Consider the following 26,104-nt stretch of genomic DNA (forward strand, 5'->3'; position numbering starts at 1 on the left):
GGCGGCCTTCGAACAACCACAACGCATCAGAACAACAGGAGCCGTCAATGAAAATGAAGACCCTCGCACAGGCTTGTCTCGCGCTCGCGTCCGCCGCATTCACCGCCGGCGCCGCACACGCCGCGGATAGCGTGAAGATCGGTTTTGTCACCGACATGTCGGGGCTTTATGCGGACATCGACGGCCCGGGCGGCCTCGAGGCGATCCGCATGGCGGTCGCCGACTTCGGCGGCAAGGTGCTCGGCAAGCCGATCGAGGTCGTGTACGCGGATCACCAGAACAAGGCGGACATTGCCGCGTCGAAGGCGCGCGAATGGATCGACCGCGGCGGGCTCGACCTGCTCGTCGGCGGCACGAATTCGGGGACGGCGCTGGCGATGGCCAAGCTCGCCGCGGAGAAGAAGAAGGTCTACATCAACATCGGTGCGGGCGCGGACACGCTGACGAACGAGGAGTGCACGCCGTACACGGTTCACTATGCGTACGACACGATGGCGCTCGCGAAAGGCACCGGCTCGGCGGTGGTGAAGCAGGGCGGCAAGAGCTGGTTCTTCCTGACCGCCGACTACGCGTTCGGCAAGGCGCTCGAGAAGAACACGTCGGACGTCGTGAAGGCGAGCGGCGGACAGGTGCTGGGTGCGGTGCGGCATCCGCTGTCCGCGTCGGATTTCTCGTCGTTCCTGCTGCAGGCGCAAGCGTCGAAGGCGCAGATCCTCGGCCTCGCGAACGCGGGCGGCGACACGATCAACTCGATCAAGGCCGCGAAGGAATTCGGCATCACGAAGACGATGAAGCTCGCCGGGCTGCTGATGTTCATCAACGACGTGCACAGCCTCGGCCTCGAGACGACGCAGGGCCTCGTGCTGACCGACAGCTGGTACTGGAATCGCGATGCGGCATCGCGCCAGTGGGCGCAGCGCTACTTCGGCAAGATGAAGAAGATGCCGTCGAGCCTGCAGGCGGCCGACTACTCGTCGGTGACCACGTATCTCAAGGCGGTGCAGGCCGCCGGCACGACCGACTCCGACAAGGTGATGGCCGAGCTGAAGAAGATCAAGATCAGCGACTTCTACGCGAAGGGCTATATCCGTCAGGACGGCAGCATGATTCACGACATGTACCTGATGGAAGTGAAGAAGCCGTCGGAATCGAAGGAGCCGTGGGACTACTACAAGGTGCTCGCGACGATCCCCGGCGACCAGGCGTTCGGTACCAAGCAGGAGACGCGCTGCGCGCTGTGGAAATAAGCGCGGCGCGCCAGCGCGTGGCGGCCGCAGCGGCGATGTGCCCGCTGCGCCGCCCGCGTGCACGGCGGCTTGAAACGTTGCACACGCAACGAAACCCAACCTGACGGCTAAGTCGATGGAAATCTTTGGCATTCCGTTGCCGGCGATGCTGAGCCAGTTGCTGCTCGGGCTCGTCAACGGCTCGTTCTACGCGATCCTGAGCCTCGGGCTCGCGGTGATCTTCGGGCTGCTCAACGTGATCAACTTCGCGCACGGCGCGCTGTTCATGCTGGGCGCGATGCTCGCGTGGATGGGGCTGTCGTACCTGGGGTTGCCGTACTGGGCGATGCTCGTGCTCGCGCCGGTGCTCGTCGGCGCGTTCGGGATCGTGATCGAGCGTTCGATGCTGCGCTGGCTGTACAAGCTCGATCACCTGTACGGGCTGCTGCTCACGTTCGGCCTCACGCTCGTCGTCGAAGGCGTGTTCCGCTCGATCTACGGTTCGTCCGGCCAGCCGTACGACGTGCCGTCGCAGCTGTCCGGCGCGACCAATCTCGGCTTCATGTTCCTGCCGAACTACCGCGCGTGGGTGGTCGTCGCATCGCTCGCGGTGTGTCTCGCGACCTGGTTCGTGATCGAGAAGACGCGCCTCGGTGCCTATCTGCGCGCCGGAACCGAGAACCCGAAGCTCGTCGAGGCGTTCGGCGTGAACGTGCCGATGATGATCACGCTCACCTACGGCTTCGGCGTCGCGCTGGCCGCGTTCGCGGGCGTGCTCGCCGCACCGGTGATCCAGGTGTCGCCGCTGATGGGCCAGCCGATGATCATCACCGTGTTCGCCGTGGTCGTGATCGGCGGGATGGGCTCGATCCTCGGCTCGATCATCACCGGGCTGCTGCTCGGCGTGATCGAAGGCTTCACGCGCGTGTTCTATCCGGAAGCGTCGGCCACCGTCGTGTTCGTGATCATGGCGATCGTGCTGCTGTTCCGCCCGGCGGGCCTGTTCGGCAAGGAAAAATGATGCAGAGAAAAGTGCTCTACGGCGTACTGCTCGCCGCACTGCTCGCGGCGCCGTTCATCGGCGCGTATCCGGTGTTCGTGATGAAGGTGCTCACGTTCGCGCTGTTCGCGGCCGCGTTCAACCTGCTGATCGGCTATACGGGGCTGCTGTCGTTCGGCCATGCGATGTTCCTCGCGACCGCCGGCTACGCGACCGGCTATACGATCCAGACGCTCGGCTTCACGCCGGAGCTCGGCGTGCTCGTCGGCACGTTCGCCGCGACGCTGCTCGGGCTCGTCGTCGGGCTGTTCGCGATTCGCCGGCAGGGCATCTACTTCGCGATGATCACGCTCGCGTTCGCGCAGATGGTCTACTTCATCTACCTGCAGGCGCCGTTCACGCACGGCGAGGACGGCCTGCAGGGCGTGCCGCGCGGGCACCTGTTCGGCGTGCTCGACCTGTCGAACGACGTCGCGCTGTACTACGTCGTGCTCGCGGTGATCGTCGCCGCGTGCGCGTTCATCGTGCGGATCGTCCACTCGCCGTTCGGCCAGGTGCTCGTCGCGATCAAGGAGAACGAGGCGCGGGCGATCTCGCTCGGCTACGACACCGACCGCTTCAAGCTGCTCGCGTTCATCCTGTCGGCCGGGCTCGCGGGGCTGGCCGGTTCGCTGAAGGTGCTGGTGCTCGGCTTCGAGACGCTGTCGGACGCGTACTGGACGATGTCGGGCCTCGTCGTGCTGATGACGCTGGTTGGCGGGATGGGCACGCTGTTCGGGCCGCTGCTCGGCGCGGCGCTGATCGTCGCGCTGGAGGACCGGCTCGGCGACATCGGCGAATGGCTCGCGTCGGCCACAGGTGTCGGCTGGTTCCGCTCGCTCGGCGAATCGACGACGATTGTCACAGGGCTGATCTTCATCGCCTGCGTACTTGCGTTCCGGCGCGGGATCGTCGGCGAGATGGTCGCGCGGGTCAAGACGCTCCGGCCGTCCTGACGTGGCGATTGCATCACGCGGGACGGTGCCGCGTGTTGATGCGAAGCACCATCCGGCGCGCTCGAAAGGGGCATTGCGGCGGCGTCCAGCCGGCGCCGCGCGGCAGGGCTGGTGCCCCAATTTCGTGCGGCGATGCACCATAGGGGTAAATGCTAAGTTGTCGCACGGTGAAAGGTCCTTTAATCTTCGTTTCAGTTCTGATGCACCGCGAAACGAATTTGCAGGTGGAGAACGAGGAGACAATCGAGGCACAAAGTGCCCGGACCCCAAAGCGCTGTTGGACGGAATCCAACAGCGCTTTTTCATTTGTGTGCGCGAAATCCATCGATCGTGCAGTCAAGCGGCGCTGCGTTCGTGGCGCTACTGTTCCGCGTCGCGTCGCCCGCGCTTCACGCCGTCCCCCCGTTTTCGTCCCAGTCTGCCGTTCGATCGCCTCGCGCCGGCGCGCAGCCACGCGCATGCCGTTCGGGCTTACCCGGTTGGCGTCCGCAAATCGCGTCCGTTACACTCAGCTTTCGCCGACCGAGCGGTCGGGAAAATCGGGCGGCAGTTCTCCTACAAGCAGAATGCAGAAGACGGAGTGCGGTTGGATGAGAAGCGCGGGACGATGGATCGGGGCACGAGGGGCGACGCTTGCCGCTCGTTCGGGGGCGCGCACGCACCGGTATGCCCCGGCTGTCGCGAGCCGTTCAGCGGCCGGTATGCTCGCTCCGGGTGGATTTGCCGGCACGGCGGTTTCCGCGGTCGTTGCGTCCGCATCCGAATTCGCGTTCGCCTTTCCCTTCATATTCGCATTCGCATGAACTGCCGGGTTTCCGATGCTGTGCCCCCGCGCGCGGGGCCGAACCAGGCCCGGCCCGTCGACTTTTTGGCGATCGTTGCCTCCGCATCGATCGGCGCCCGCGCCACGCCGCCTTTCTCCGCTTCCTTCATCCTGACGACATTGCCGCGACGCATCGTGGCGGTCGGACGACCGCTTCGGCGCGCGCGTTGCCGCGCGGCCGAGCGGTGTCGCCGGAATGCAGGCGGGGCGCCGGCGTTTCACGGGAAAACCAGCGTAGACGCAGTACGGCGAGATAGTTAATTTATTAACTTGTTTGAGGACCGGGAGCCGCCCGAGCGACCCGCGGATTTTTCAGGCAGCGTTTGGAGACAACCTAAATGAAGATGAATCGATGGATGGAGGTTCTGCTTGCAGCGGGCCTCGTGTGTGCGGCGGCCACGGCGTCGGCCCAGGTGAAGATCGGCGTGACGCTGTCGGCCACCGGGCCGGCCGCGTCGCTCGGGATTCCGGAAAAGAACACGATCGCACTGCTGCCGAAGGAAATCGCGGGCAAGAGCGTCCAGTACATCGTGCTCGACGATGCGTCCGACACGAGCCGCGCGGTGCAGAACGTGCGCAAGCTGATCGACGAGGATCACGTCGACGCAATCATCGGTTCGTCCGTCACGCCGAACTCGCTCGCGATGCTCGACCCGGTGTCGCAGGGCAAGACGCCGACGATCTCGCTCGCGGCGAGCGCGCAGATCATCGCGCCGATGGACGCAAAGCGCGCGTGGATGTTCAAGGTGCCGCAGAACGACCAGCTGATGGCTGACGCGATCGCGGGCTACATGGCGAAGCACGGCGTGAAGACGGTCGGCTTCATCGGCTTCGCCGACGCATACGGCGACAGCTGGTACAAGACGTTCGACGCGGCCGCCGCGAAGAACGGGCTGAAGGTGGTGTCGAACGAACGCTACAACCGCACCGACGCGTCGGTGATGGGGCAGGTGCTGAAGCTGATGGGCTCGAACCCGGACGCGATGCTGATCGCCGGTTCGGGCACGCCGGCCGCGCTGCCGGCCAAGACGCTGAAGGAGCGCGGCTACAAGGGCAAGGTGTACCAGACGCACGGCGTCGCGAACAACGACTTCCTGCGCGTGTGCGGCAAGGATTGCGAAGGCGAGATTCTGCCGGCCGGCCCGGTGCTCGTGACCGACCAGCTGCCCGATTCGAACCCGGTGAAGAAGCCGGCGCTCGGCTACAAGGCCGCATATGAGAAGGCGTACGGCGCCGGTTCGCTGTCGACCTTCGGCGGACATGCGTGGGATGCGGGGCTGCTGCTGCAGCGTGCGATTCCCGACGCACTGAAGAAGGGCCAGCCGGGTACCGAGGCGTTCCGCGAGGCGCTGCGCGCGTCGCTCGAGAGTGCGAAGGACCTGCCGGTGTCGCACGGCGTGATCAACATGACGTCGGCCGACCACAACGGCTTCGACACGCGTGCGCGCGTGATGGTGCAGATCGTCGACGGCAAGTGGAAGCTGCAGGCCGAGTAAGCATCACGTGAAACCGGCGGGCGCGGCGCACGTGGCGCCGTGCGCGCCGTCGGCAGCGCGGCGGGTTTCGCGGCCCGCGCTCGCGCCGCATGGAGTCTCCGGGAGCCCGCCGCGCGACGCCTGACACCCCAGTCTTGCCGTCCGCGCGCGGGCCGTTCCCGTCGCCGTTTCTCCGCAGCATTCTCGATACACGAAACGTATGGATCTCTCGATTGCGGCGATCCTCGCGCAAGACGGCATCACGACCGGCGCCATTTACGCATTGCTGTCGCTGGCGCTCGTGCTGGTGTTTTCCGTCACGCGGGTGATCTTCATTCCCCAGGGCGAATTCGTCGCCTACGGTGCGCTCACGCTCGCCGCGTTGCAGGCGCAGAAATTTCCCGCCACCTGCTGGCTGCTGTTCGTGATGGGCATCGCGTGCTTCCTGCTGGAAGTCGGCGGGCTGATCCGCCATCGCGAACGGCGCCATCAACTTGGCCGCACGCTCGCGACGCTCGGCAGCCGCTACGTGCTGCTGCCGCTCGCGGTATTTGCGCTCACCCGCAGCTTTGCCGCGCAGCCGTTGCCGATGCTCGCGCAGATCGCGCTGACGCTCGCGATCGTCGTGCCGATGGGGCCGTTCGTCTACCGGCTCGTGTATCAGCCGATCGCCGAAGGCACGACGTTGCTGCTGCTGATCGTGTCGGTCGCCGTCCATTTCGCGATGGTCGGCCTCGGGCTCGTGATGTTCGGCGCGGAAGGCTCGCGCACCAACGGCTTCACGGATGCAACGCTGTCGGTCGGCAGCATGACGGTATCGGTGCAGAGCATTCTCGTGGTCGTGACCGCGCTGGTGCTGATCGGCGCGCTCTATGTGTACTTCGGCCGCACGATCGCCGGCAAGGCGCTGCGCGCGACGTCGGTGAACCGGCTCGGCGCGCAGCTCGTCGGCATCGGCACGACCGAAGCAGGGCGGCTCGCGTTCACGCTCGCGGCGGGGCTCGGCGTGCTGTCCGGCATCCTCGTCGGTCCGCTGACCACCATCTATTACGACTCCGGCTTCCTGATCGGCCTGAAGGGCTTCGTCGGCGCGATCATCGGCGGGCTCGTCAGTTATCCGCTCGCGGCCGCCGGCTCGCTGCTCGTCGGCGTGCTGGAATCGTATTCGTCGTTCTGGGCGAGCGCGTACAAGGAAGTGATCGTGTTCACGCTGATCATCCCGGTGCTGCTGTGGCGCAGTTTCGCGACGCCGCACACGGAAGAGGAAGAGGAGTGATGCGATGAAGACGATGGTACGCAACAAGACCTTCTGCGTGTTTCTCGTGGTGCTGTTCGCGCTGCCGGTGCTGCCCGGCGCGCTGCAGGTGCCCGAGTACTGGATCACGCTGCTGAACTACATCGGCCTCTACGCGATCGTCGCGATCGGGCTTGTGCTGCTGACGGGCGTCGGTGGAATGACGAGCTTCGGGCAGGCCGCGTTCGTCGGCATCGGCGCGTATGCAACCGCGTTCCTGACGACGCGCTACGGCGTGTCGCCATGGCTCGCGCTGATCGTCGGCGTCGTGCTGACGGCGCTCGTCGCGCTCGTGCTCGGTGCGGTCACAATGCGCCTGTCCGGGCACTTCCTGCCGCTCGGCACGATCGCGTGGGGCCTCGCGCTGTTCTATCTGTTCGGCAACCTCGAAGTGCTCGGCAAGTACGACGGGATCAACGGGATTCCGGCGCTGAACCTGTTCGGCATCGAACTCGGAAGCGGCCGCAGCCTGTACTTCCTGATCTGGGCCGTCGTGCTGGCCGCGATCGTGTCGGTGCAGAACCTGCTCAACAGCCGGCCCGGCCGCGCGATACGCGCGCTGCGCGGCGGCGGCGTGATGGCCGAAGCGATGGGCGTGAACACCGCGTGGATGCGCGTCGTGATCTTCGTCTATGCGGCCGTGCTCGCGGCCGTGTCGGGCTTTCTGTACGCACACCTGCAGCGCGCGGTGAACCCGACTCCGTTCGGGCTGAACCACGGGATCGAATTCCTGTTCATGGCCGTGGTCGGCGGCGTGTCGCACGTGTGGGGCGCGGTGCTCGGCGCGGCGATCCTCACGGTGCTGCAGGACTACCTGCAGACGCTGCTGCCGAAACTGCTCGGCTCGGAAGGCAACTTCGAGATCATCGTGTTCGGCGTGCTGATGGTGCTGCTGCTGCAGTACGCGCGCCAGGGCGTGTGGCCGTTCGTCGCGAGGCTGTTTCCGCGCGGGCCGCGTGCGCACGTGCCCGACCAGGCCGATCCGCTGCCGCACCGTGCGAAGCCGGTCGCGGGCGAGCCGCTGCTCGTCGTCGACAACGCGCGCAAGCAGTTCGGCGGGCTGGTGGCCGTCAACGATGTCAGCTTCGACGTGAAAGCCGGGCAGATCATCGGGCTGATCGGCCCGAACGGCGCCGGCAAGTCGACCACGTTCAACCTCGTGACCGGCGTGCTGCAGCCGACCGGCGGCACGATCACGTTCCGCGGCGAGCGAATCGACGGGCTCACGTCGCGTCAGATCGTGCGGCGCGGGATCGGCCGGACGTTCCAGCACGTGAAGCTGCTGCCGACGATGACGGTGCTCGAGAACGTCGCGATCGGTGCACATCTGCGTGGCCATACGGGCGTGTGGCGCAGCATCGCGCGGCTCAATGCACACGAGGAGGCGCAGCTGCTCACCGAAGCGGCACGGCAGATCCACCGCGTCGGGCTGGAAAAGCACATGTACGACGAAGCGGGCAGCCTCGCGCTTGGTCAGCAGCGGATTCTCGAAATCGCACGCGCGCTGTGCTGCGACCCGACGCTGCTGCTGCTCGACGAACCGGCCGCCGGGCTGCGCTACCAGGAGAAGCAGCAGCTCGCCGACCTATTGCGGCGGCTGAAGGCCGAAGGGATGAGCGTGTTGCTCGTGGAACATGACATGGATTTCGTGATGAACCTCACCGACCGGCTGGTGGTGATGGAATTCGGCACACGGATCGCGGAAGGGCTGCCTCAGGACGTGCAGCAGGATCCGGCGGTGCTCGAAGCGTATCTAGGCGGGGTGGAGTGATGGCGGACACGACGATGCCGATTCTCGAGGTGCGCGGGCTGGCGGTGCGGTACGGAAAGGTGGAGGCGCTGCACGGCGCGGCGATCAAGGTCGGCGCGGGGCAGATTGTCAGCGTGATCGGCCCGAACGGGGCCGGCAAGTCGACGCTGCTGAACGCGATCATGGGCGCATTGCCGGTGACCGGGCATGCATCGGGCGCGGTCGTGTACCGCGGCACCGACGTGGGCGCGCTGCCGGTCGAACAGCGTGTCGCGCGCGGGATGTGTCTCGTGCCGGAAAAGCGCGAGCTGTTCAGCACGATAACTGTCGAGGACAACCTCGTGCTCGGGGCGTATCGCCGCAAGCTCGCGGGCGAGTCGAACTTCCTCGATCAACTCGATCATGTCTTTAGGCTGTTTCCGCGGCTCAAGGAGCGGCGCAAGCAGGCGGCCGGCACGCTCTCGGGCGGTGAGCGGCAGATGCTCGCCGTTGGCCGTGCGCTGATGGGCAAGCCGGATCTGTTGATGCTCGACGAGCCGAGCCTCGGGCTGGCGCCGCTGATCGTGAAGGAGATTTTTCATATCATCAGCGCGTTGCGCGGCACAGGCGTCGCGACGCTGCTGATCGAGCAGAACGCGCGGGCTGCGCTGCAGATCTCGGATTACGGTTATGTCCTGGAGACGGGCGAGTTTGCGTTGGAAGGCCCGGCGGGTGAGTTGGCGCGGAATCCACGCGTGATAGATACGTACCTGGGGCTGGCGAAGAAAACGGCCTGATGAATGGAGCGGTTGGCGGGAAGCAGGCGGCGTGTTTCACGTGAAACACGCCGTTTTTGTTTTGGGCAGCGGGGTGATGTGGCGGTGATTCGGGCGTGGGGATAAGTGCCGGAACAAAGAGCGGAAGCCCTGTGATGCGGGAAGGGTGCGCGGTGCGTGGGGCTGCACAGTGGAATGAACGGTTGTGTGGGCCGCCGTTCTAGCGACTAACGGGATTCAGTCGCACAGTGGATAAGCGCCGGACGGCCGATCCGAAATACTGTGACGCCGCAGCGATGTGGATCTCGGGAGTCATTGCCCGGTCCCCGGTTTTGCACAGCTTGACGATGTGCTGCGAGATCGCGAATAGGGCGGCGGAAACAGGCCCGACGGCACAGCTTGGCCGATCGACCGTAAAAAACTGGCCAAATGAACGGACCCTACCATTCGGACGGTCTTCGGGTGAAAAGCGAACCCGCTATAATTCGGCCCATACATTTCTCAGATAGGTTCGTGCGCAGTCTGCGTACGGAATCCACCATGCTTTTTCCCACAGAATTTGACGTCATCGTCGTCGGTGGCGGGCACGCCGGCACGGAGGCTGCGTTGGCCTCCGCGCGTATGGGTGCGAAGACGCTGCTGCTGACCCATAACATCGAAACCCTCGGGCAGATGAGCTGCAATCCGTCGATCGGCGGCATTGGCAAGGGCCATCTGGTCAAGGAAGTCGATGCGCTCGGCGGCGCGATGGCCGCCGCGACGGACGAGAGCGGTATTCAGTTCCGGATCCTCAATTCGTCGAAGGGCCCCGCCGTGCGCGCGACGCGTGCGCAGGCCGACCGCATCCTGTACAAGGCGGCGATCCGCCACCGGCTCGAGAATCAGCGGAACCTGTGGCTGTTCCAGCAGGCCGTCGACGACCTGATGGTCGAAGGCGACCGTGTGGTCGGCGCCGTCACGCAGATCGGCATCCGCTTCCGCGCGCGTGCCGTCGTGCTGACGGCCGGTACCTTCCTCGACGGCAAGATCCACGTCGGCCTGAACAATTACACGGGCGGTCGCGCGGGCGATCCTGCGGCCGTGTCGCTGTCGGCACGCCTGAAGGAGCTGAAACTGCCGCAAGGCCGCCTGAAGACCGGTACGCCGCCGCGTATCGACGGTCGTTCGATCGATTTTTCGAAGCTGGACGAGCAGCCGGGCGACCTCGACCCGATCCCGGTGTTCTCGTTCCTCGGCCGTGCGGAGCAGCATCCGCAGCAGTTGCCGTGCTGGGTCACGCATACGAACGAGCGCACGCACGACATCATCCGCGGCGGCCTCGACCGCTCGCCTATGTATACGGGCGTGATCGAAGGCGTGGGCCCGCGTTACTGCCCGTCGATCGAGGACAAGATCCATCGGTTCGCGTCGAAGGAATCGCACCAGATCTTCCTCGAGCCGGAAGGGCTGACGACCAACGAGTTCTACCCGAACGGGATCTCGACGAGCCTGCCGTTCGACGTGCAACTCGAGCTCGTGCATTCGATGCGCGGCCTCGAGAACGCGCACATCCTGCGCCCCGGTTATGCGATCGAGTACGACTACTTCGATCCGCGCGCGCTGAAGGCGTCGCTCGAGACGAAGGCGATCAGCGGGCTATTCTTTGCGGGCCAGATCAACGGCACGACCGGCTACGAAGAAGCCGCCGCACAAGGCCTGTTGGCTGGCCTGAACGCCGGCCGCTACGTGCAGGAGAAGGACGCGTGGTGCCCGCGTCGAGATCAGGCCTACCTTGGCGTGCTGGTCGACGACCTCGTCACGCGTGGCGTCGCCGAGCCGTATCGGATGTTCACGAGCCGTGCCGAGTATCGCCTGAGCCTGCGCGAAGACAATGCAGACATGCGTTTGACCGAGATTGGCCGCGAACTGGGGCTGGTTGACGACGCGCGCTGGGATGCATTCAGCCGCAAGCGCGACGCTGTTTCACGTGAAACCGAACGATTGAAGTCGACGTGGGTCACGCCGAAGACGCTCCCGCCGGAAGAGGCGACCGCATTGCTCGGCAAGGCGATCGATCACGAGTACAGCCTCGCCGAGCTGCTGCGCCGCCCGGGCATCAGCTACGACGGCGTGTGCAGCCTGAAGGGTGGCGAATGTGCGCCGGCGGAGCCGCTGGCTGACGATCCGGTGCTGCTCGAGCAGATCAAGGAACAGGTCGAGATCGGCATCAAATATCAGGGCTATATCGAGCGTCAGGCCAGCGAGATCGAGCGCAACGATGCGAACGAGAACACGCGGCTGCCGGACGGTATCGATTACCGCGAGGTGCGCGGCCTATCGTTCGAAGTGAGCCAGAAGCTCAACGAGTTCCGGCCCGAAACGATCGGACAGGCATCGCGCATTTCCGGCGTCACGCCGGCCGCGATCTCGTTGCTGATGGTGCACCTGAAACGCCGCGGCCTCGGCCGCCGTAACGGCACTGCCGCCGAGGCGACCGAGCAGGGGGACGGCACCGTCCCGACGCAACAATGACGGCGCGGCGCGCGCCGGCGGTTAATCGGGACGTACTTGAACAGATGCTCGTCGACGGCACGGCCGCGCTCGACATCGCCTTGACGGACGCACAACGCAATCAGCTGCTGGACTATGTCGCGCTGCTCGGCAAGTGGAACGCGGTCTACAACTTGACCGCGATCCGCGACCCGAAGCAGATGCTGATCCAGCACATTCTCGATTCGCTCTCCATCGTGCCGCACCTGCGCGACCGTGCATCGGCGCGCGTGCTGGACGTCGGCTCGGGCGGCGGGCTGCCCGGCATCGTTCTCGCGATCGTCCAGCCGGAATGGCATGTGACGCTGAACGATATCGTGCAGAAGAAGTCCGCATTCCAGACGCAGATGCGCGCGGAGTTGAAGCTCGCGAACCTGTCGGTCGTCACCGGCCGGGTCGAATCGCTGCGGCCGGGCGTCGAAGTGCCGGAAAAATTCGACATGATCGTATCCCGCGCCTTCGCGGATCTATCTGACTTCGTTAAACTTGCTCGACATCTCGTCGCGCCCGGCGGATCGATCTGGGCAATGAAGGGTGTCCACCCGGACGACGAAATTGCCCGGCTGCCTGAAGGCAGTCGCGTAAAGCAGACGATGCGGCTGGCGGTGCCGATGCTCGATGCCGAACGGCATCTGATCGAGGTCGCCGTCGACGACGCGAATTGAAGGCGCGCGATTGCGCGCCGTTTGTTTGAAGGTAAAGGGAACACACCAACGATGGCAAAGATCTTCTGCGTTGCGAACCAGAAGGGGGGCGTCGGCAAGACGACGACATCGGTCAATCTCGCCGCAAGCCTTGCAGCGCAGGAGCAACGTGTCCTGCTGATCGATCTCGACCCGCAGGGTAATGCGACGATGGGCAGCGGGATCGACAAGGCCGCCTGCGAGTCGACCGTGTACGAAGTGCTGGTCGACGGCGTATCGGTGGCGGACGCCCGCGTGCGTCCGGAAGGCGTCACGTACGACGTGCTGCCGGCCAACCGCGAGCTGTCCGGTGCCGAGATCGAACTGATCGGCATCGACAATCGCGAGCGCCGGTTGAAGGCCGCGCTCGAGCGCGTGGCCGACGACTACGACTTCGTGTTGATCGACTGTCCGCCGACGCTGTCGCTGCTGACGCTGAACGGCCTGTGCGCGGCGCATGGCGTCGTGATCCCGATGCAGTGCGAGTACTTCGCGCTGGAAGGGCTGTCGGATCTCGTCAATACGATCAAGCAGGTTCACGCGAACATGAACCGCGACCTGAAGATCATCGGCTTGCTGCGCGTGATGTTCGATCCGCGCATCACGCTGCAGCAGCAAGTCTCCGATCAACTGAAAGCGCACTTCGGCGACAAGGTGTTCGACGCGGTGATTCCGCGCAACGTGCGCCTGGCGGAAGCGCCGAGTTACGGGTTGCCGGGCGTCGTGTTCGACCGCAACTCGCGCGGTGCGCAGGCGTATCTCCAGTTCGGTGCCGAGATGATCGATCGCGTGCGCGCGTTCGAGGTGTCGTGATCCGGACATGAGCGAAGCGAGGAAGAAAGACATGAACGCGGTACCAAAGAAGAAGGGCTTGGGACGTGGCCTCGAAGCGCTGCTAGGCGGCAGTGCGGACATCACCGAAGCGGTGAAGATCGAAGGTGCACCAAACACGCTCGCGCTCGGCAAGCTGCAGGCCGGCAAGTACCAGCCGCGCACGCGGATGGACGAAGGCAGCCTGCAGGAGCTGGCGGCCAGCATTCGCGCGCAAGGCGTGATGCAGCCGATCCTGGTACGCCCCATTTCGTCTGACAAATACGAAATCATCGCCGGCGAGCGGCGTTTCCGCGCGGCGCGGCTGGCCGGGCTCGACGAAGTGCCGGTGCTCGTGAAGGACGTGACCGATCAGGCCGCCGCCGCGATGGCGCTGATCGAGAACATCCAGCGCGAGGACCTGAACCCGCTGGAAGAGGCGCACGGGATCCAGCGCCTGCTCGACGAGTTCGGTTTCACGCACGAACAGGCGGCCGAATCGGTCGGCCGGTCGCGCAGTGCGGTGTCGAACCTGCTGCGCCTGCTGAACCTCGCATCGCCGGTGCAGACGATGCTGCTGGCCGGCGATCTCGACATGGGCCACGCACGCGCGCTGCTCGCGGTCGACGCGGCGACGCAGATCACGCTCGCGCACCAGGTCGTCAACAAGCGCATGTCGGTGCGCGAGACCGAGAAGCTGGTCGCGCACACGACGAAGGAAGTGCCGGCGGTAAAGGCGCGTGCGAAGGATGACGGCGGTCGCGATACGCGCCGTCTCGAGGAGGAGCTGTCGGATCTGCTCGCGTCGACGGTGAAGATCAAGCTCGGCCGCCGCGGGCGAGGGCAGGTGATGATCGACTTCGGCAATCTCGATGCACTTGAAGGCATTCTCGTGCGCCTGCGCGGCAACGTCGCGGCCGAAGAGTAACGAGGCGCAATCGATGGAAAGTACGGGCGCACCGGCGCCGCGCCGGTGGCTCGGCTGGCTTTCGAAGGAGCCCGTGCTGACGGTGCTGGCCTTCGCACTGATTCTTCTCCAATGGTTGCGTCCGCAACCAATATCCGCATTGGCCGAGCTGGTCGACTGGCAGACCGTCGTCACGCTCGCCGGTCTGCTGATGCTGACGAAGGCGCTCGAGCTGTCCGGTTGCCTGATGTGGCTCGCTCATCGCATCGTGCATCACGTGCATTCCGAGCGCGGGCTCGCGATGCTGCTCGTCGTGTTCGCGGCGGTGCTCTCGATGTGGCTCACCAACGATGTCGCGCTGTTCGTGGTCGTGCCGCTGATGGTGTCGCTACGCGCGCTGACACCGCTGCCGTTCCGGCGACTCGTGATCGCGGTCGCGCTGGCCGTCAATGCGGGGTCGGTTGCGACGCCGCTCGGCAATCCCCAGAACCTATTCCTGTGGCAATTGAGCGGCGTGTCGTTCGGCCGTTTCGTCGTCACGCTCGGGCCGCTCGCACTGGCGCTGATGGTGCTGCTGCTCGGGCTGACGGCGTGCGCGTTTCGTGCGAAGCCGCTCGACTTGTCGGGAGACGTCGAGAAGGTCGCCGTGCAGCGCATGCATGCGCTGCTCGCGGCGGTGCTGTTCGGCGCGTTCGTGCTGCTCGCGGACGCGCACCATCCGGTGCCGGGCCTGATCGCCGTCGTGATTACGCTGCTGATTGCAAAACGCGACGCAGTCCTGAAGATCGACTGGCTGCTGCTGCTGATCTTCGTGCTGATGTTCATCGTGCTGCGCAGCGCGGCGGCGCTGCCCGTCGTTCACGAGGCGATCGCGCGCGCGCATCTCGATTCGCCGTTGCGCGTGTTCGCGGCAGGCGCGGTGCTGTCGCAGGGAATCAGCAACGTGCCGGCGGCGATCCTGCTGTCGGAATTCACGCACGACTGGCGGGCACTCGCGTTTGGCGTATCGGTCGGCGGCTTCGGCTTCGCGATCGGATCGCTGGCGAATCTGATCGCGGTGCGTCTCGCGAAAGAGCCGCGCATGTGGTTGCCGTTTCACGCGGTGTCGATTCCGTTCGCGCTGGCAAGTGCGACACTGGGTGCGTGGTTGCTTGCTCACGGTTGAGCGGTGCGTGCGCGCGGCGGTGAAGGCGCGCTGCAAGCTCGGCGGGGTGGGGCACAGCGTTCGCCGTCGTTGCGAAGCCGCGGCTGTTGATAAGTGTCGCAATTCACAGTCGATCTTCTGTGGTGGCGCAACAACTGATTGCCGGCATCGCGCGCTCGCGGCCGAGCGTATTTCGCGCATCGCGCGTGCGCGGTGGTCACAGGACTTCCTCTCTTCCGCGCCCTCCGGCCAGTCATTTTCAGCGATCGCGTCACAGCAGAATTCCTGCCGCGATCGCGCCGCGGCGGCCCCGCCCGCGCCAGGCATCGACTCTCGCTCATGGGCGCTCATCCCGCTTTTCGATGCAAGAAATACCGGTGCAAAAAGGCGACCTTACAACTGTCATCGTACGTCGCGGATTCGCGCGTTTTTTCACATGATGAGGCGTCGTTTTGCACAGGTTTTTGTCGCGTCTAAAGCCTTGAATCACTTGCAACTATCGCTTACAATCGCCCGGATTTGTTAGCTAGGCACCCCTGAAAGCTTTCAGAAAGCTTGGGGCCGGGTTCAAGGATTTTGCGGAAGATTGCGATGGCGGGTCAGGCGCCGAACGACGGGCACGATGATCACCGAGCGCAGCGCACCGCTTCAGCGGCCGGCGAACGGCGCGAGTCCGATGATGACTGGGATGCCGAGCAGCAAGATGACAACATCGTTCCGCTCACGCGGACGGACGCCGAGAGGCTGTTCGGTCCGAACGTGAGCAAGCCGTCGCGCGTGACCCCCTACAAGGTGGTGATCGCGCAGGTGGTCTTGTCCCTGGTTGCAACGCTGGCGTGGTGGCTGTTTTCAAAGTCGCCGGGCGCCGCTGCGCAGTCCGCGTTTCTGGGCGGGGCGATCGGCTGGGTGCCAAGCGCGTTGTTCGTGGCACGACTGAAGGCAGGTGGCTCGGCCACCGTGATGAGCTGGGTGATGGGCGAGGCCCTGAAGCTCGGCGTGACGGTCGGGATGTTCGCTGCAGTGGCGTACGGCTATGCCGGCGTGCACTGGCCGGCACTCCTCGTCACCTACCTCGTCGTGCTGAAGACGTACTGGATCGCGCTGGCCTGGCGGTAAAAAACAAGCGGCGTGCGGTTTCGACAACGAACCGCACCGGCCCGTTCCCGCAATAGCGTGTTGCGGAACGGGGCAAAACGATTTTCGACAATTTGGGTGGCATTAACGATATGGCAGCTAGCGAAGGCACGCGCGGTCCGGATCCGTCCGAGTACATTGCGCACCACTTGCAGAACTTCTCCACCTCGCATCAGACGTCGATTTTCGACATCCACGTCTGGAATCTCGACACGCTGTTCTGGTCGATCGTGTGCGGCATCGTGACGATCGTCCTGCTGCGCCTGGCCGCCCGCAAGGCGACCTCGGGCGTGCCGGGCCGCTTCCAGTGCGCGATCGAGATGCTGGTCGAAATGGTCGAAGACCAATCGAAGGCCATCGTCCACGGCAACCGTACCTTCATCGCTCCGCTCGCCCTCACGGTATTCGTGTGGGTCGCGCTGATGAACGCGCTCGACTTCCTCCCGGTCGACCTGCCGGGCCGCGTGATCGGCCTGCTCGGTCTGTCGGACGTGATTTCCCACCATCGCATCGTCCCGACGGCCGACCTGAACGGCACGCTCGGCATCGCGCTCGGCGTGTTCGTCCTGATGATCTACTACAGCATCAAGATCAAGGGCGCCGGCGGTTTCGTGCACGAGCTGCTGTCGGCACCGTTCGGTGCGCACCCGCTGCTGTGGATTCCGAACCTCGCGCTGAACATCGTCGAATACCTCGCAAAGACCGTCTCCCTCGGCATGCGGCTGTTCGGCAACATGTACGCGGGTGAGCTGTTGTTCCTGTTGATCGCCCTGCTCGGCAGCATGTGGAGCTTCGGTGGCGACGCAACGTTCCTCGGCTTCATTGGTCATGTGATCGCGGGTAGCGTCTGGGCAATCTTCCACATCCTGATTGTTCTGTTGCAGGCATTCATTTTCATGATGCTGACGCTGGTGTATCTCGGCCAGGCGCATGACAAGCACTAAGCGGCATTAAGCGCGGCGTGCAAAAAGAGTTTCCGTTTTAGTTTTTTAAATCTCAGTTCCAAGTCTTTTCACAAAGGAGTGATCATGCAAGCTTACATCGCCAACATCCAGGGTCTGACCGCCATCGGTATCGGCATCATCATCGGCCTGGGTGCAATCGGCGCCTGTATCGGTATCGCGCTGATGGGTGGCAAGTACATCGAAGCCTGCGCGCGTCAGCCGGAACTCATCAACCCGCTGCAAACGAAGATGTTCCTGCTGGCCGGCCTGATCGACGCTGCATTCCTGATCGGCGTTGGTGTCGCAATGCTGTTCGCGTTCGCGAACCCGCTCCTGTCGAAGCTCGTCGCAGGCTAAGGTTCCACGGAAATTTGCGTCCGGCGTGAGCCGGCGCAGGGCGGAACGGAGACTTGGGGCGCTGATCGAATGCAACTCGATGAGCGCCTTCCCGTTTCATTTTTCCGGAATAGCAGATAAGGAAACACCGTGAATCTCAACGCAACTCTGTTTGCGCAAATGGTCGTGTTCCTGGTCCTCGCGTGGTTCACGATGAAATTCGTGTGGCCGCCGTTGATCAACGCCCTCGACGAACGTTCGAAGAAGATCGCCGACGGCCTCGCCGCCGCGGAGAAGGGCAAGGCGGAACTCGACGCAGCGCACAAGCGCGTGGACCAGGAACTCGCGCAGGCCCGCAACGACGGCCAGCAGCGCATCGCCGACGCTGAAAAGCGTGCACAGGCGGTCGCCGAGGAAATCAAGGCCAACGCCCAGGCTGAAGCCGCCCGCATCGTCGCTCAGGCGAAAGCGGAAGCAGAACAGCAAATCGTGAAGGCGCGCGAAGCGCTGCGTGGCGAAGTCGCCGCGCTGGCCGTGAAGGGCGCCGAGCAGATCCTGAAGCGCGAAGTCGATCAAACGGCCCACGCCCAACTGCTGAATCAACTGAAAGCCGAGCTCTGATCATGGCCGAACTTGCAACCATCGCCCGCCCTTACGCAGAAGCGCTGTTCCGCGTGGCCGAGGGAGGTGACATCGCCGCCTGGTCCACGCTCGTGCAAGAGCTGGCCCAGGTTGCGCGTCTGCCGGAAGTGCTGTCGGTCGCGTCGAGCCCGAAGGTGACGCGCACGCAAGTAGCCGAGTTGCTGCTTGCTGCGGTGAAGTCGCCGGTCGCGGCAGGCGCCGAAGCGAAGAACTTCGTGCAGATGCTGGTCGACAATCATCGCATCGCGCTGCTGCCGGAAATTGCCGAGCAGTTCGAGGCGCTCAAGAACGAACGTGAAGGTGCAGCCGACGCCGAGATCGTGAGCGCGTTCCCGCTGAACGGCGCGGATCTCGAAAGCCTCGTCTCGGGCCTCGAACGGAAGTTCAAGCGCAAGCTGAAGCCGACGGTCGAAGTCGATTCGTCGCTGATCGGCGGCGTGCGCGTGACGGTCGGCGACGAAGTGCTCGACACCTCGGTTCGCGCGCGCCTCGCATCGATGCAGGCTGCCTTGACCGCCTGAGCGCCACGCCGGCACGCAACAGAATTGACTATCAGGAGCGAATAATGCAACTCAATCCCTCTGAGATCAGCGAGCTGATCAAGAGCCGGATCCAGGGCCTTGAAGCGAGCGCAGACGTTCGCAACCAGGGCACCGTGATCTCCGTGACCGACGGTATCGTGCGTATCCACGGCCTGTCGGACGTGATGCAGGGCGAAATGCTCGAGTTTCCGGGCAACACGTTCGGCCTCGCGCTGAACCTCGAGCGCGACTCGGTCGGCGCGGTGATTCTCGGCGAATACGAACACATCTCGGAAGGCGACATCGTCAAGACGACGGGCCGCATTCTCGAAGTCCCGGTTGGTCCGGAACTCGTCGGCCGCGTGGTCGACGCGCTCGGCAACCCGATCGACGGCAAGGGCCCGGTCAACGCCAAGCTGACCGACGCGATCGAAAAGATCGCTCCGGGCGTGATCTGGCGTAAGTCGGTGTCGCAGCCGGTGCAGACGGGCATCAAGTCGATCGACGCGATGGTGCCGATCGGCCGTGGCCAGCGTGAGCTGATCATCGGCGACCGTCAGTGCGGCAAGACCGCGGTGGCGCTCGACGCGATCATCAACCAGAAGGGCAAGGACCTGATCTGTATCTACGTCGCGATCGGCCAGAAGGCTTCGTCGATCATGAACGTGGTTCGCAAGCTCGAAGAAACGGGCGCGATGGAATACACGATCGTCGTCGCCGCTTCGGCGTCGGATTCGGCTGCAATGCAGTACCTGGCACCGTACGCCGGCTGCACGATGGGCGAATACTTCCGCGACCGCGGTCAAGACGCGCTGATCATCTATGACGACTTGACCAAGCAAGCGTGGGCATACCGTCAGATCTCGCTGCTGCTGCGCCGCCCGCCGGGCCGTGAAGCGTACCCGGGCGACGTGTTCTATCTGCACTCGCGTCTGCTCGAGCGTGCGGCTCGCGTGTCGGAAGAGTACGTCGAGAAGTTCACGAACGGCGAAGTGAAGGGCAAGAGCGGTTCGCTGACGGCACTGCCGGTCATCGAAACGCAGGCTGGCGACGTGACCGCGTTCGTTCCGACGAACGTGATCTCGATTACCGACGGCCAGATCTTCCTGGAAACCGACCTGTTCAACGCAGGCATCCGCCCGGCAATCAACGCCGGCGTGTCGGTGTCGCGAGTCGGTGGCGCCGCGCAGACGAAGGTCGTGAAGAAGCTGTCGGGCGGTATCCGTACCGACCTCGCGCAGTATCGTGAACTGGCCGCATTCGCGCAGTTCGCATCGGACCTCGACGAAGCGACCCGCAAGCAGCTCGAGCGCGGCCGCCGCGTGACGGAACTGCTGAAGCAGCCGCAGTACCAGCCGCTGCAGGTCTGGGAACTGGCCGTGTCGCTGTACGCCGCGAACAACGGCTACCTCGACGATCTCGACGTCAAGCAAGTGCTGTCGTTCGAGAAGGGCCTGCGCGACAACCTGAAGACCAGCCACGCTGACCTCATCAAGCGCATCGAAGACACCAAGGATCTCTCGAAGGACGACGAAGGCGCACTGCGCTCGGCGATCGAATCCTTCAAGAAGTCCGGTGCCTATTGATCCGCGAGTGACACACTGAGGCCGCGCGGGTGCTGATGCGCCCGCGCCGCTTCGGTCAAGGAGCAAGCTATGGCTGGAATGAAGGAAATTCGCGGCAAGATCAAGAGCGTGCAGAACACGCGCAAGATCACGAAGGCGATGGAGATGGTCGCTGCATCGAAGATGCGTCGCGCGCAGGAACGCATGCGCGCCGCTCGTCCGTATGCAGACAAGGTCCGTGCCATCGCCGCGCACATGAGCCGTGCGAACCCGGAGTACCGCCACCCGTTCATGGTGGCGAACGACGGCGCGCAGACGGCCGGCATCATCCTCGTCACGACGGACAAGGGTCTTTGCGGCGGTCTGAACACCAACGTGCTGCGTGCGACGGTGCAGAAGTTCAAGGAGCTGGAAGAGAAGGGCCAGAAGGTCGAAGCCACCGCGATCGGTAGCAAGGGCCTCGGGTTCCTGAACCGCTTCGGCGCGAAGGTGATGTCGCAGGTCGTGCACCTCGGCGACACCCCGCATCTGGACAAGCTGATCGGCGCCGTGAAGACGCAGCTCGATCTGTACTCGGAAGGCAAGCTGTCGGCGGTTTATATCGCTTACACGCGCTTCGTCAACACGATGAAGCAGGAAGCCGTGATCGAGCAGCTGCTGCCGCTGTCGTCGGACCACTTCGAAGCCGATGACGGTACGCCGGCCACGTCGTGGGACTACATCTACGAGCCGGACGCGCAGGCAGTCGTCGACGAACTGCTCGTGCGTTACGTCGAGGCGCTGGTGTACCAGGCCGTCGCGGAAAACATGGCGTCCGAGCAATCGGCGCGCATGGTCGCGATGAAGGCCGCGTCCGACAACGCGAAGACGGTGATCAGCGAACTGCAGCTCGTGTACAACAAGAGCCGCCAGGCCGCGATTACGAAAGAACTGTCGGAGATCGTCGGCGGCGCAGCCGCTGTTTAAGCGCGCGCCCGGGACGACAACTGCGCCTTTGCGCGAGTAAAGAATCAGGTATTTAAAGGAAAAGCGATGAGTACTGCTGCTTTGGTAGAAGGCAAGATCGTACAGTGCATCGGCGCCGTTATCGACGTGGAATTCCCGCGCGACAGCATGCCGAAGATCTACGACGCGCTCATTCTCGATGGCTCGGAACTGACGCTCGAAGTCCAGCAACAGCTGGGCGACGGCGTGGTCCGTACCATTTGTCTGGGTGCATCCGACGGCCTGCGCCGCGGCCTGACCGTGAAGAACACGAGCAAGCCGATTTCGGTGCCGGTCGGCAAGCCGACCCTCGGTCGTATCATGGACGTGCTCGGCCGTCCGATCGACGAAGCCGGCCCGATCGAGAGCGATGTGACGCGTTCGATCCACCAGAAGGCTCCGGCGTTCGACGAACTGTCGCCGTCGACCGAACTGCTCGAAACGGGTATCAAGGTCATCGACCTGATCTGCCCGTTCGCAAAGGGCGGCAAGGTTGGCCTGTTCGGTGGTGCAGGCGTGGGCAAGACCGTCAACATGATGGAGCTCATCAACAACATCGCGAAGGAACACGGCGGTTACTCCGTGTTCGCGGGCGTGGGCGAGCGTACCCGTGAAGGGAACGACTTCTACCACGAAATGAAGGACTCGAACGTTCTCGACAAGGTCGCGCTGGTGTACGGCCAGATGAACGAGCCGCCGGGCAACCGTCTGCGCGTCGCGCTGACCGGCCTGACGATGGCCGAGCACTTCCGTGACGAAGGCCTCGACGTGCTGTTCTTCGTCGACAACATCTACCGTTTCACGCTGGCCGGTACCGAAGTGTCGGCACTGCTCGGCCGTATGCCGTCGGCAGTGGGCTATCAGCCGACGCTGGCTGAAGAAATGGGCAAGCTGCAAGAGCGCATCACGTCGACCAAGAAGGGCTCGATTACGTCGGTTCAGGCCGTGTACGTCCCTGCGGACGACTTGACCGACCCGTCGCCGGCTACGACCTTCGGCCACCTGGACGCAACCGTCGTTCTGTCGCGTGACATCGCTTCGCTGGGTATCTACCCGGCGGTCGACCCGCTCGACTCGACGTCGCGCCAGATCGACCCGAACGTGATCGGTGAAGAGCACTACTCGATCACGCGTCGCGTTCAGCAGACGCTGCAGCGCTACAAGGAACTGCGCGACATCATCGCGATTCTGGGCATGGACGAACTGTCGCCGGAAGACAAGCTGTCGGTCGCACGTGCGCGTAAGATCCAGCGTTTCCTGTCGCAGCCGTTCCACGTCGCTGAAGTGTTCACGGGCTCGCCGGGCAAGTACGTGCCGCTGAAGGAAACGATCCGTGGCTTCAAGATGATCGTCGACGGCGAGTGCGACCACCTGCCGGAACAGGCGTTCTACATGGTCGGCACGATCGACGAAGCCTTCGAAAAGGCCAAGAAGATCCAGTAAGGGTCTGAGTGGGTCGCAAGCCGGCGTGTGCCGGCCGGAGCAATGAGTCAGCGATGACTTGTATGCCGGCCGCCCGCGTCGGCTGCAATACGCTCAACCTGTGGATGAGATCGGAGTCGATATGGCAACCATCAAAGTAGACGTCGTCAGCGCGGAAGAGCAGATCTTCTCGGGCGAGGCGAAATTCGTCGCGCTGCCGGGCGAAACGGGTGAGCTGGGTATTCTGCCGGGTCACACGCCGCTGATCACGCGGATTCGTCCGGGTGCGGTGCGCATCGAAGTCGAGGGCGGCAACGACGAATTCGTGTTCGTCGCAGGCGGCATTCTCGAAGTGCAGCCGGGCGCCGTGACGGTGCTCGCCGATACCGCGATCCGCGGCAAGGACCTCGACGCGGCGAAAGCCGAGGAAGCGCGCAAGCGTGCCGAGGAAACGCTGCAGAACGCGAAGTCGGACCTCGACCTCGCAAAGGCGCAATCCGAGCTCGCGACCGCGATGGCGCAGCTCGAAGCGATCCAGCGTCTGGCGAAGATTCGCAGCCGGCACTGAGCCGCGCGCGCGTATCCCGCGAAAGAAAGCAGCCTTCGGGCTGCTTTTTTTTTCGTCCGTCGGTTTCGTCTGTTTTTTTGCGGGCCGGACCGTTTCGTCCGGTCGTGCTATTTCATCCGTCCGCCGCGATTTGATGTCAGAGTGTCGTCAGCAGAGCGCGGCATCATTCGCGCAGAGGCTCGTCGCCGCGATCGCGTGGCGCAGGCGCGCGTGAGCCGCGTGTCGCAGCCGATCAGACAAAAACGGACGGAGACATCGATGGCAGCAGACCTTGGCAAGGGGGCGCTGATCGCGCCCGAAAACGGACTGTCGTACGTGCGCGGCGCGACCGACGTGCCGCTATCCGAAGCGACGATCAGCCGATTCCTGCTCGATACGGCAGGCCGCTTTCCCGATCGTCCGGCCGTCGTGTTTCGCGAACAGCAGGTGCGGTGGACCTGGCGTGAATTCGCGCACGAGATCGACGTGCTCGCAGCCGGCCTCGCCGCGCTCGGGATCGTGAATGGCGATTGCGTCGGCATCTGGTCGCCGAATCGCAGCGAATGGCTGCTCACGCAGTTCGCGACCGCGCGCATCGGCGCGGTGCTCGTCAACATCAACCCGGCGTACCGGCTCGCGGAACTCGAATACGCGTTGAACAAGGTCGGCTGCAAGGCCGTGATCGCGGCCGAGCGCTTCAAGAGCTCGGCGTACGTCGAGATGCTGCAGACCATCGCGCCGGAACTCGCGAGCGCGACGCCGGGCGACCTGCATGCGGCACGCGTGCCGAGCCTGCGCACGGTCGTGTCGATGGGCGAGGTCGCGCCGGCCGGCATGTTCCGCTTCGCCGACGTGATGGCGCGCGGCCGCGACACGCTCGACGTCGCGCGGCTCGATGCGATCGGCGCGTCGCAGGCGGCCACCGATCCGATCAACATCCAGTTCACCAGCGGCACGACCGGCAGCCCGAAGGGCGCGACGCTCACGCACCGCAACGTGGTCAACAACGCGCGCTCGATCGCGATGGCGATGCGTTTCACGGAGCAGGATTCGCTGTGCATCCCGGTGCCGCTTTATCACTGCTTCGGGATGGTGCTGGCCGTGCTCGCATGCGTGTCGAAGGGCGCCGCGATGGTGTTTCCCGGCGAAGCGTTCGACCCGGTCGCGACGCTCGCGGCGGTGGCCGAAGAACGCTGCACCGCGCTGCACGGCGTGCCGACGATGTTCATCGCGGAGCTCGATCATCCGGACTTCGCGAAATTCGACCTGTCGACGCTGCGCACGGGGATCATGGCCGGTTCGCCGTGTCCGATCGAGACGATGAAGCGGGTCGTGTCGCAGATGCACCTGTCGGAAATCACGATCGCGTACGGGATGACGGAGACGAGTCCCGTGTCGTTCCAGAGCTCGACCGACGATCCGCTGGAAAAGCGCACGACGACGGTCGGGCGCATCCAGCCGCATCTGGAGGTGAAGATCGTCGATCCGAGCGGCGAAGTCGTGCCGGTCGGCGCGACGGGCGAACTGTGCACGAAGGGCTATTCGGTGATGCTCGGCTACTGGGACGACGATGCGAAGACGCGCGAAGTGCTGATCGACGGCTGGATGCATACGGGCGACCTGGCGACGCTCGACGCGGACGGCTACTGCAACATCGTCGGCCGGCTGAAGGACATGGTGATTCGCGGCGGCGAGAACGTGTATCCGCGCGAGATCGAGGAATTCCTGTTCAGGCATCCGAAGATTCAGAGCGCGCAGGTATTCGGCGTGCCCGATGCGAAGTACGGCGAGGAGCTATGTGCGTGGATCGTGCTGCGCCCAGGCGAGCAGCTGACCGAGGACGACGTGCGCGCATTCTGCAACGGTCAGATCGCGCACTACAAGATTCCGCGCTACATCCGCTTCGTCGACGAACTGCCGATGACGGTGACGGGCAAGGTGCAGAAGTTCGTGATGCGCGAACGGATGATCGACGAACTGAAGCTCGACGTGCAGAAGACCGCGTGAGCGGTTTGGCGGCGGGAAAAATGCGGCGGCCGGCGGGCCGTCGTATGCGGCTCGCTGCGTTTTCAATGGACGAAAAAAAGCGGGCTTATTAGCCCGCTAAAAACCACACGCTACGGGGTTAGCGCGAGGAGACCAAAGATGAAACCGGATCCGGCGGGGGCCGGAAACGACTCCAACAGGGATGCCCCTCGGAAGGGCTTCGGTACGTGACCGACTGGCTCGCAGCGCTTCGCGTCCGCTCACACTTGGCACACGAGACCGCATCCGTGTTGAAACCGTTGAGGCCCATTGTGGGCGAATTAATGCCCCGTCGCGGTAACAAAGTGTTTCAGGTTGTAACGCCCGTCGGATAAGGCTTTCCGGGATTTTTTGCTGTTTTCGGGGTCCTGAAAATGGTCATATTTACTCATCTTTTCCGCAGAGTTTTCATCGGATGCGCGCAATGTGTTTTTCATGCGGTTTGGCATCGATGAATTGCCGATTTACACGCCCGAATGTGCATCGCGCGGCAGTTACCGCGTATGACGATTCAATCGTCGGAAAGATTTTGAAACGTGATCGATGCCGGCGATAGTCGGCCATTCGGCCAGTCGTCGCGATTTCATGCTTCG

22 protein-coding genes are annotated in these 26,104 nt (G+C 64.1%); all 22 read left to right on the forward strand.

Annotation, left to right across the window (positions count from 1 at the left end):
• Positions 1-47: 47 nt before the first annotated feature.
• On the forward strand, positions 48-1,247 hold the full coding sequence (locus C7H84_RS18640; protein WP_121860165.1) for an ABC transporter substrate-binding protein: 1,200 nt from the start codon (positions 48-50) through the stop codon (positions 1,245-1,247).
• A 115-nt stretch (positions 1,248-1,362) separates the two neighbouring features.
• Positions 1,363-2,247 (forward strand): branched-chain amino acid ABC transporter permease, encoded by an 885-nt coding sequence (locus C7H84_RS18645; RefSeq protein WP_121860166.1) that lies wholly within the window; start codon positions 1,363-1,365, stop codon positions 2,245-2,247.
• A complete protein-coding gene (locus tag C7H84_RS18650; protein ID WP_162999312.1) occupies positions 2,247-3,221 on the forward strand; it encodes a branched-chain amino acid ABC transporter permease in 975 nt (324 codons plus the stop codon). Before C7H84_RS18645 ends, C7H84_RS18650 begins: the two co-directional genes overlap by 1 nt.
• Before the next feature lie 1,161 nt (positions 3,222-4,382).
• On the forward strand, positions 4,383-5,540 hold the full coding sequence (locus tag C7H84_RS18660; RefSeq protein WP_121860169.1) for an ABC transporter substrate-binding protein: 1,158 nt from the start codon (positions 4,383-4,385) through the stop codon (positions 5,538-5,540).
• A 199-nt stretch (positions 5,541-5,739) separates the two neighbouring features.
• Positions 5,740-6,795: a branched-chain amino acid ABC transporter permease gene (locus C7H84_RS18665; RefSeq protein ID WP_121860170.1), complete on the forward strand. Its 1,056-nt coding sequence runs from the start codon at positions 5,740-5,742 to the stop codon at positions 6,793-6,795.
• 4 nt (positions 6,796-6,799) lie between these two features.
• A complete protein-coding gene (locus C7H84_RS18670) occupies positions 6,800-8,584 on the forward strand; it encodes a branched-chain amino acid ABC transporter ATP-binding protein/permease (RefSeq protein ID WP_121860171.1) in 1,785 nt (594 codons plus the stop codon).
• Entirely contained in the window at positions 8,584-9,339 is a 756-nt protein-coding gene (locus C7H84_RS18675; protein ID WP_121860172.1) for an ABC transporter ATP-binding protein, read from the forward strand. The genes C7H84_RS18670 and C7H84_RS18675 overlap by 1 nt, the downstream gene beginning before the upstream one ends.
• Before the next feature lie 519 nt (positions 9,340-9,858).
• Positions 9,859-11,829, forward strand: a complete 1,971-nt coding sequence (gene mnmG, locus C7H84_RS18680) for a tRNA uridine-5-carboxymethylaminomethyl(34) synthesis enzyme MnmG (protein ID WP_121860173.1) — start codon at positions 9,859-9,861, stop codon at positions 11,827-11,829.
• On the forward strand, positions 11,826-12,512 hold the full coding sequence (rsmG, locus tag C7H84_RS18685; RefSeq protein ID WP_121860174.1) for a 16S rRNA (guanine(527)-N(7))-methyltransferase RsmG: 687 nt from the start codon (positions 11,826-11,828) through the stop codon (positions 12,510-12,512). The genes mnmG and rsmG overlap by 4 nt, the downstream gene beginning before the upstream one ends.
• Positions 12,513-12,563: 51 nt before the next feature.
• Entirely contained in the window at positions 12,564-13,343 is a 780-nt protein-coding gene (locus C7H84_RS18690; protein WP_121860175.1) for a ParA family protein, read from the forward strand.
• A 31-nt stretch (positions 13,344-13,374) separates the two neighbouring features.
• Entirely contained in the window at positions 13,375-14,268 is an 894-nt protein-coding gene (locus tag C7H84_RS18695) for a ParB/RepB/Spo0J family partition protein (RefSeq protein ID WP_121860176.1), read from the forward strand.
• A 13-nt stretch (positions 14,269-14,281) separates the two neighbouring features.
• Positions 14,282-15,412: an SLC13 family permease gene (locus tag C7H84_RS18700; RefSeq protein ID WP_121860177.1), complete on the forward strand. Its 1,131-nt coding sequence runs from the start codon at positions 14,282-14,284 to the stop codon at positions 15,410-15,412.
• Positions 15,413-15,982: 570 nt separating this feature from the next.
• A complete protein-coding gene (locus tag C7H84_RS18705) occupies positions 15,983-16,507 on the forward strand; it encodes an ATP synthase subunit I (RefSeq protein WP_121860178.1) in 525 nt (174 codons plus the stop codon).
• 110 nt (positions 16,508-16,617) lie between these two features.
• Entirely contained in the window at positions 16,618-17,469 is an 852-nt protein-coding gene (gene atpB, locus C7H84_RS18710) for a F0F1 ATP synthase subunit A (RefSeq protein WP_121860179.1), read from the forward strand.
• An 84-nt stretch (positions 17,470-17,553) separates the two neighbouring features.
• On the forward strand, positions 17,554-17,826 hold the full coding sequence (atpE, locus tag C7H84_RS18715) for a F0F1 ATP synthase subunit C (protein WP_021160442.1): 273 nt from the start codon (positions 17,554-17,556) through the stop codon (positions 17,824-17,826).
• Between the two features lie 129 nt (positions 17,827-17,955).
• Complete coding sequence (locus tag C7H84_RS18720) at positions 17,956-18,426, forward strand: F0F1 ATP synthase subunit B (protein ID WP_006477283.1); 471 nt, start codon at positions 17,956-17,958, stop codon at positions 18,424-18,426.
• A gap of 2 nt (positions 18,427-18,428) precedes the next feature.
• Positions 18,429-18,968, forward strand: a complete 540-nt coding sequence (locus C7H84_RS18725) for a F0F1 ATP synthase subunit delta (protein WP_014895498.1) — start codon at positions 18,429-18,431, stop codon at positions 18,966-18,968.
• Positions 18,969-19,012: 44 nt separating this feature from the next.
• The gene (gene atpA / locus C7H84_RS18730) at positions 19,013-20,554 is read left to right on the forward strand and encodes a F0F1 ATP synthase subunit alpha (protein ID WP_014895499.1); all 1,542 of its coding nucleotides are present in this window, start codon (positions 19,013-19,015) and stop codon (positions 20,552-20,554) included.
• A 69-nt stretch (positions 20,555-20,623) separates the two neighbouring features.
• Positions 20,624-21,499: a F0F1 ATP synthase subunit gamma gene (gene atpG / locus C7H84_RS18735; protein WP_121860180.1), complete on the forward strand. Its 876-nt coding sequence runs from the start codon at positions 20,624-20,626 to the stop codon at positions 21,497-21,499.
• Between the two features lie 66 nt (positions 21,500-21,565).
• The gene (gene atpD / locus C7H84_RS18740; RefSeq protein WP_121860181.1) at positions 21,566-22,960 is read left to right on the forward strand and encodes a F0F1 ATP synthase subunit beta; all 1,395 of its coding nucleotides are present in this window, start codon (positions 21,566-21,568) and stop codon (positions 22,958-22,960) included.
• A gap of 121 nt (positions 22,961-23,081) precedes the next feature.
• Complete coding sequence (locus C7H84_RS18745) at positions 23,082-23,507, forward strand: F0F1 ATP synthase subunit epsilon (protein WP_006477288.1); 426 nt, start codon at positions 23,082-23,084, stop codon at positions 23,505-23,507.
• A gap of 258 nt (positions 23,508-23,765) precedes the next feature.
• Positions 23,766-25,493, forward strand: coding sequence for an AMP-binding protein (locus tag C7H84_RS18750; RefSeq protein WP_121860182.1), 1,728 nt, complete (start codon positions 23,766-23,768; stop codon positions 25,491-25,493).
• The last annotated feature ends 611 nt before the right edge of the window (positions 25,494-26,104 follow it).

Source organism: Burkholderia sp. Nafp2/4-1b, assembly GCF_003635165.1.
In the GTDB taxonomy this organism is placed as follows: domain Bacteria; phylum Pseudomonadota; class Gammaproteobacteria; order Burkholderiales; family Burkholderiaceae; genus Burkholderia.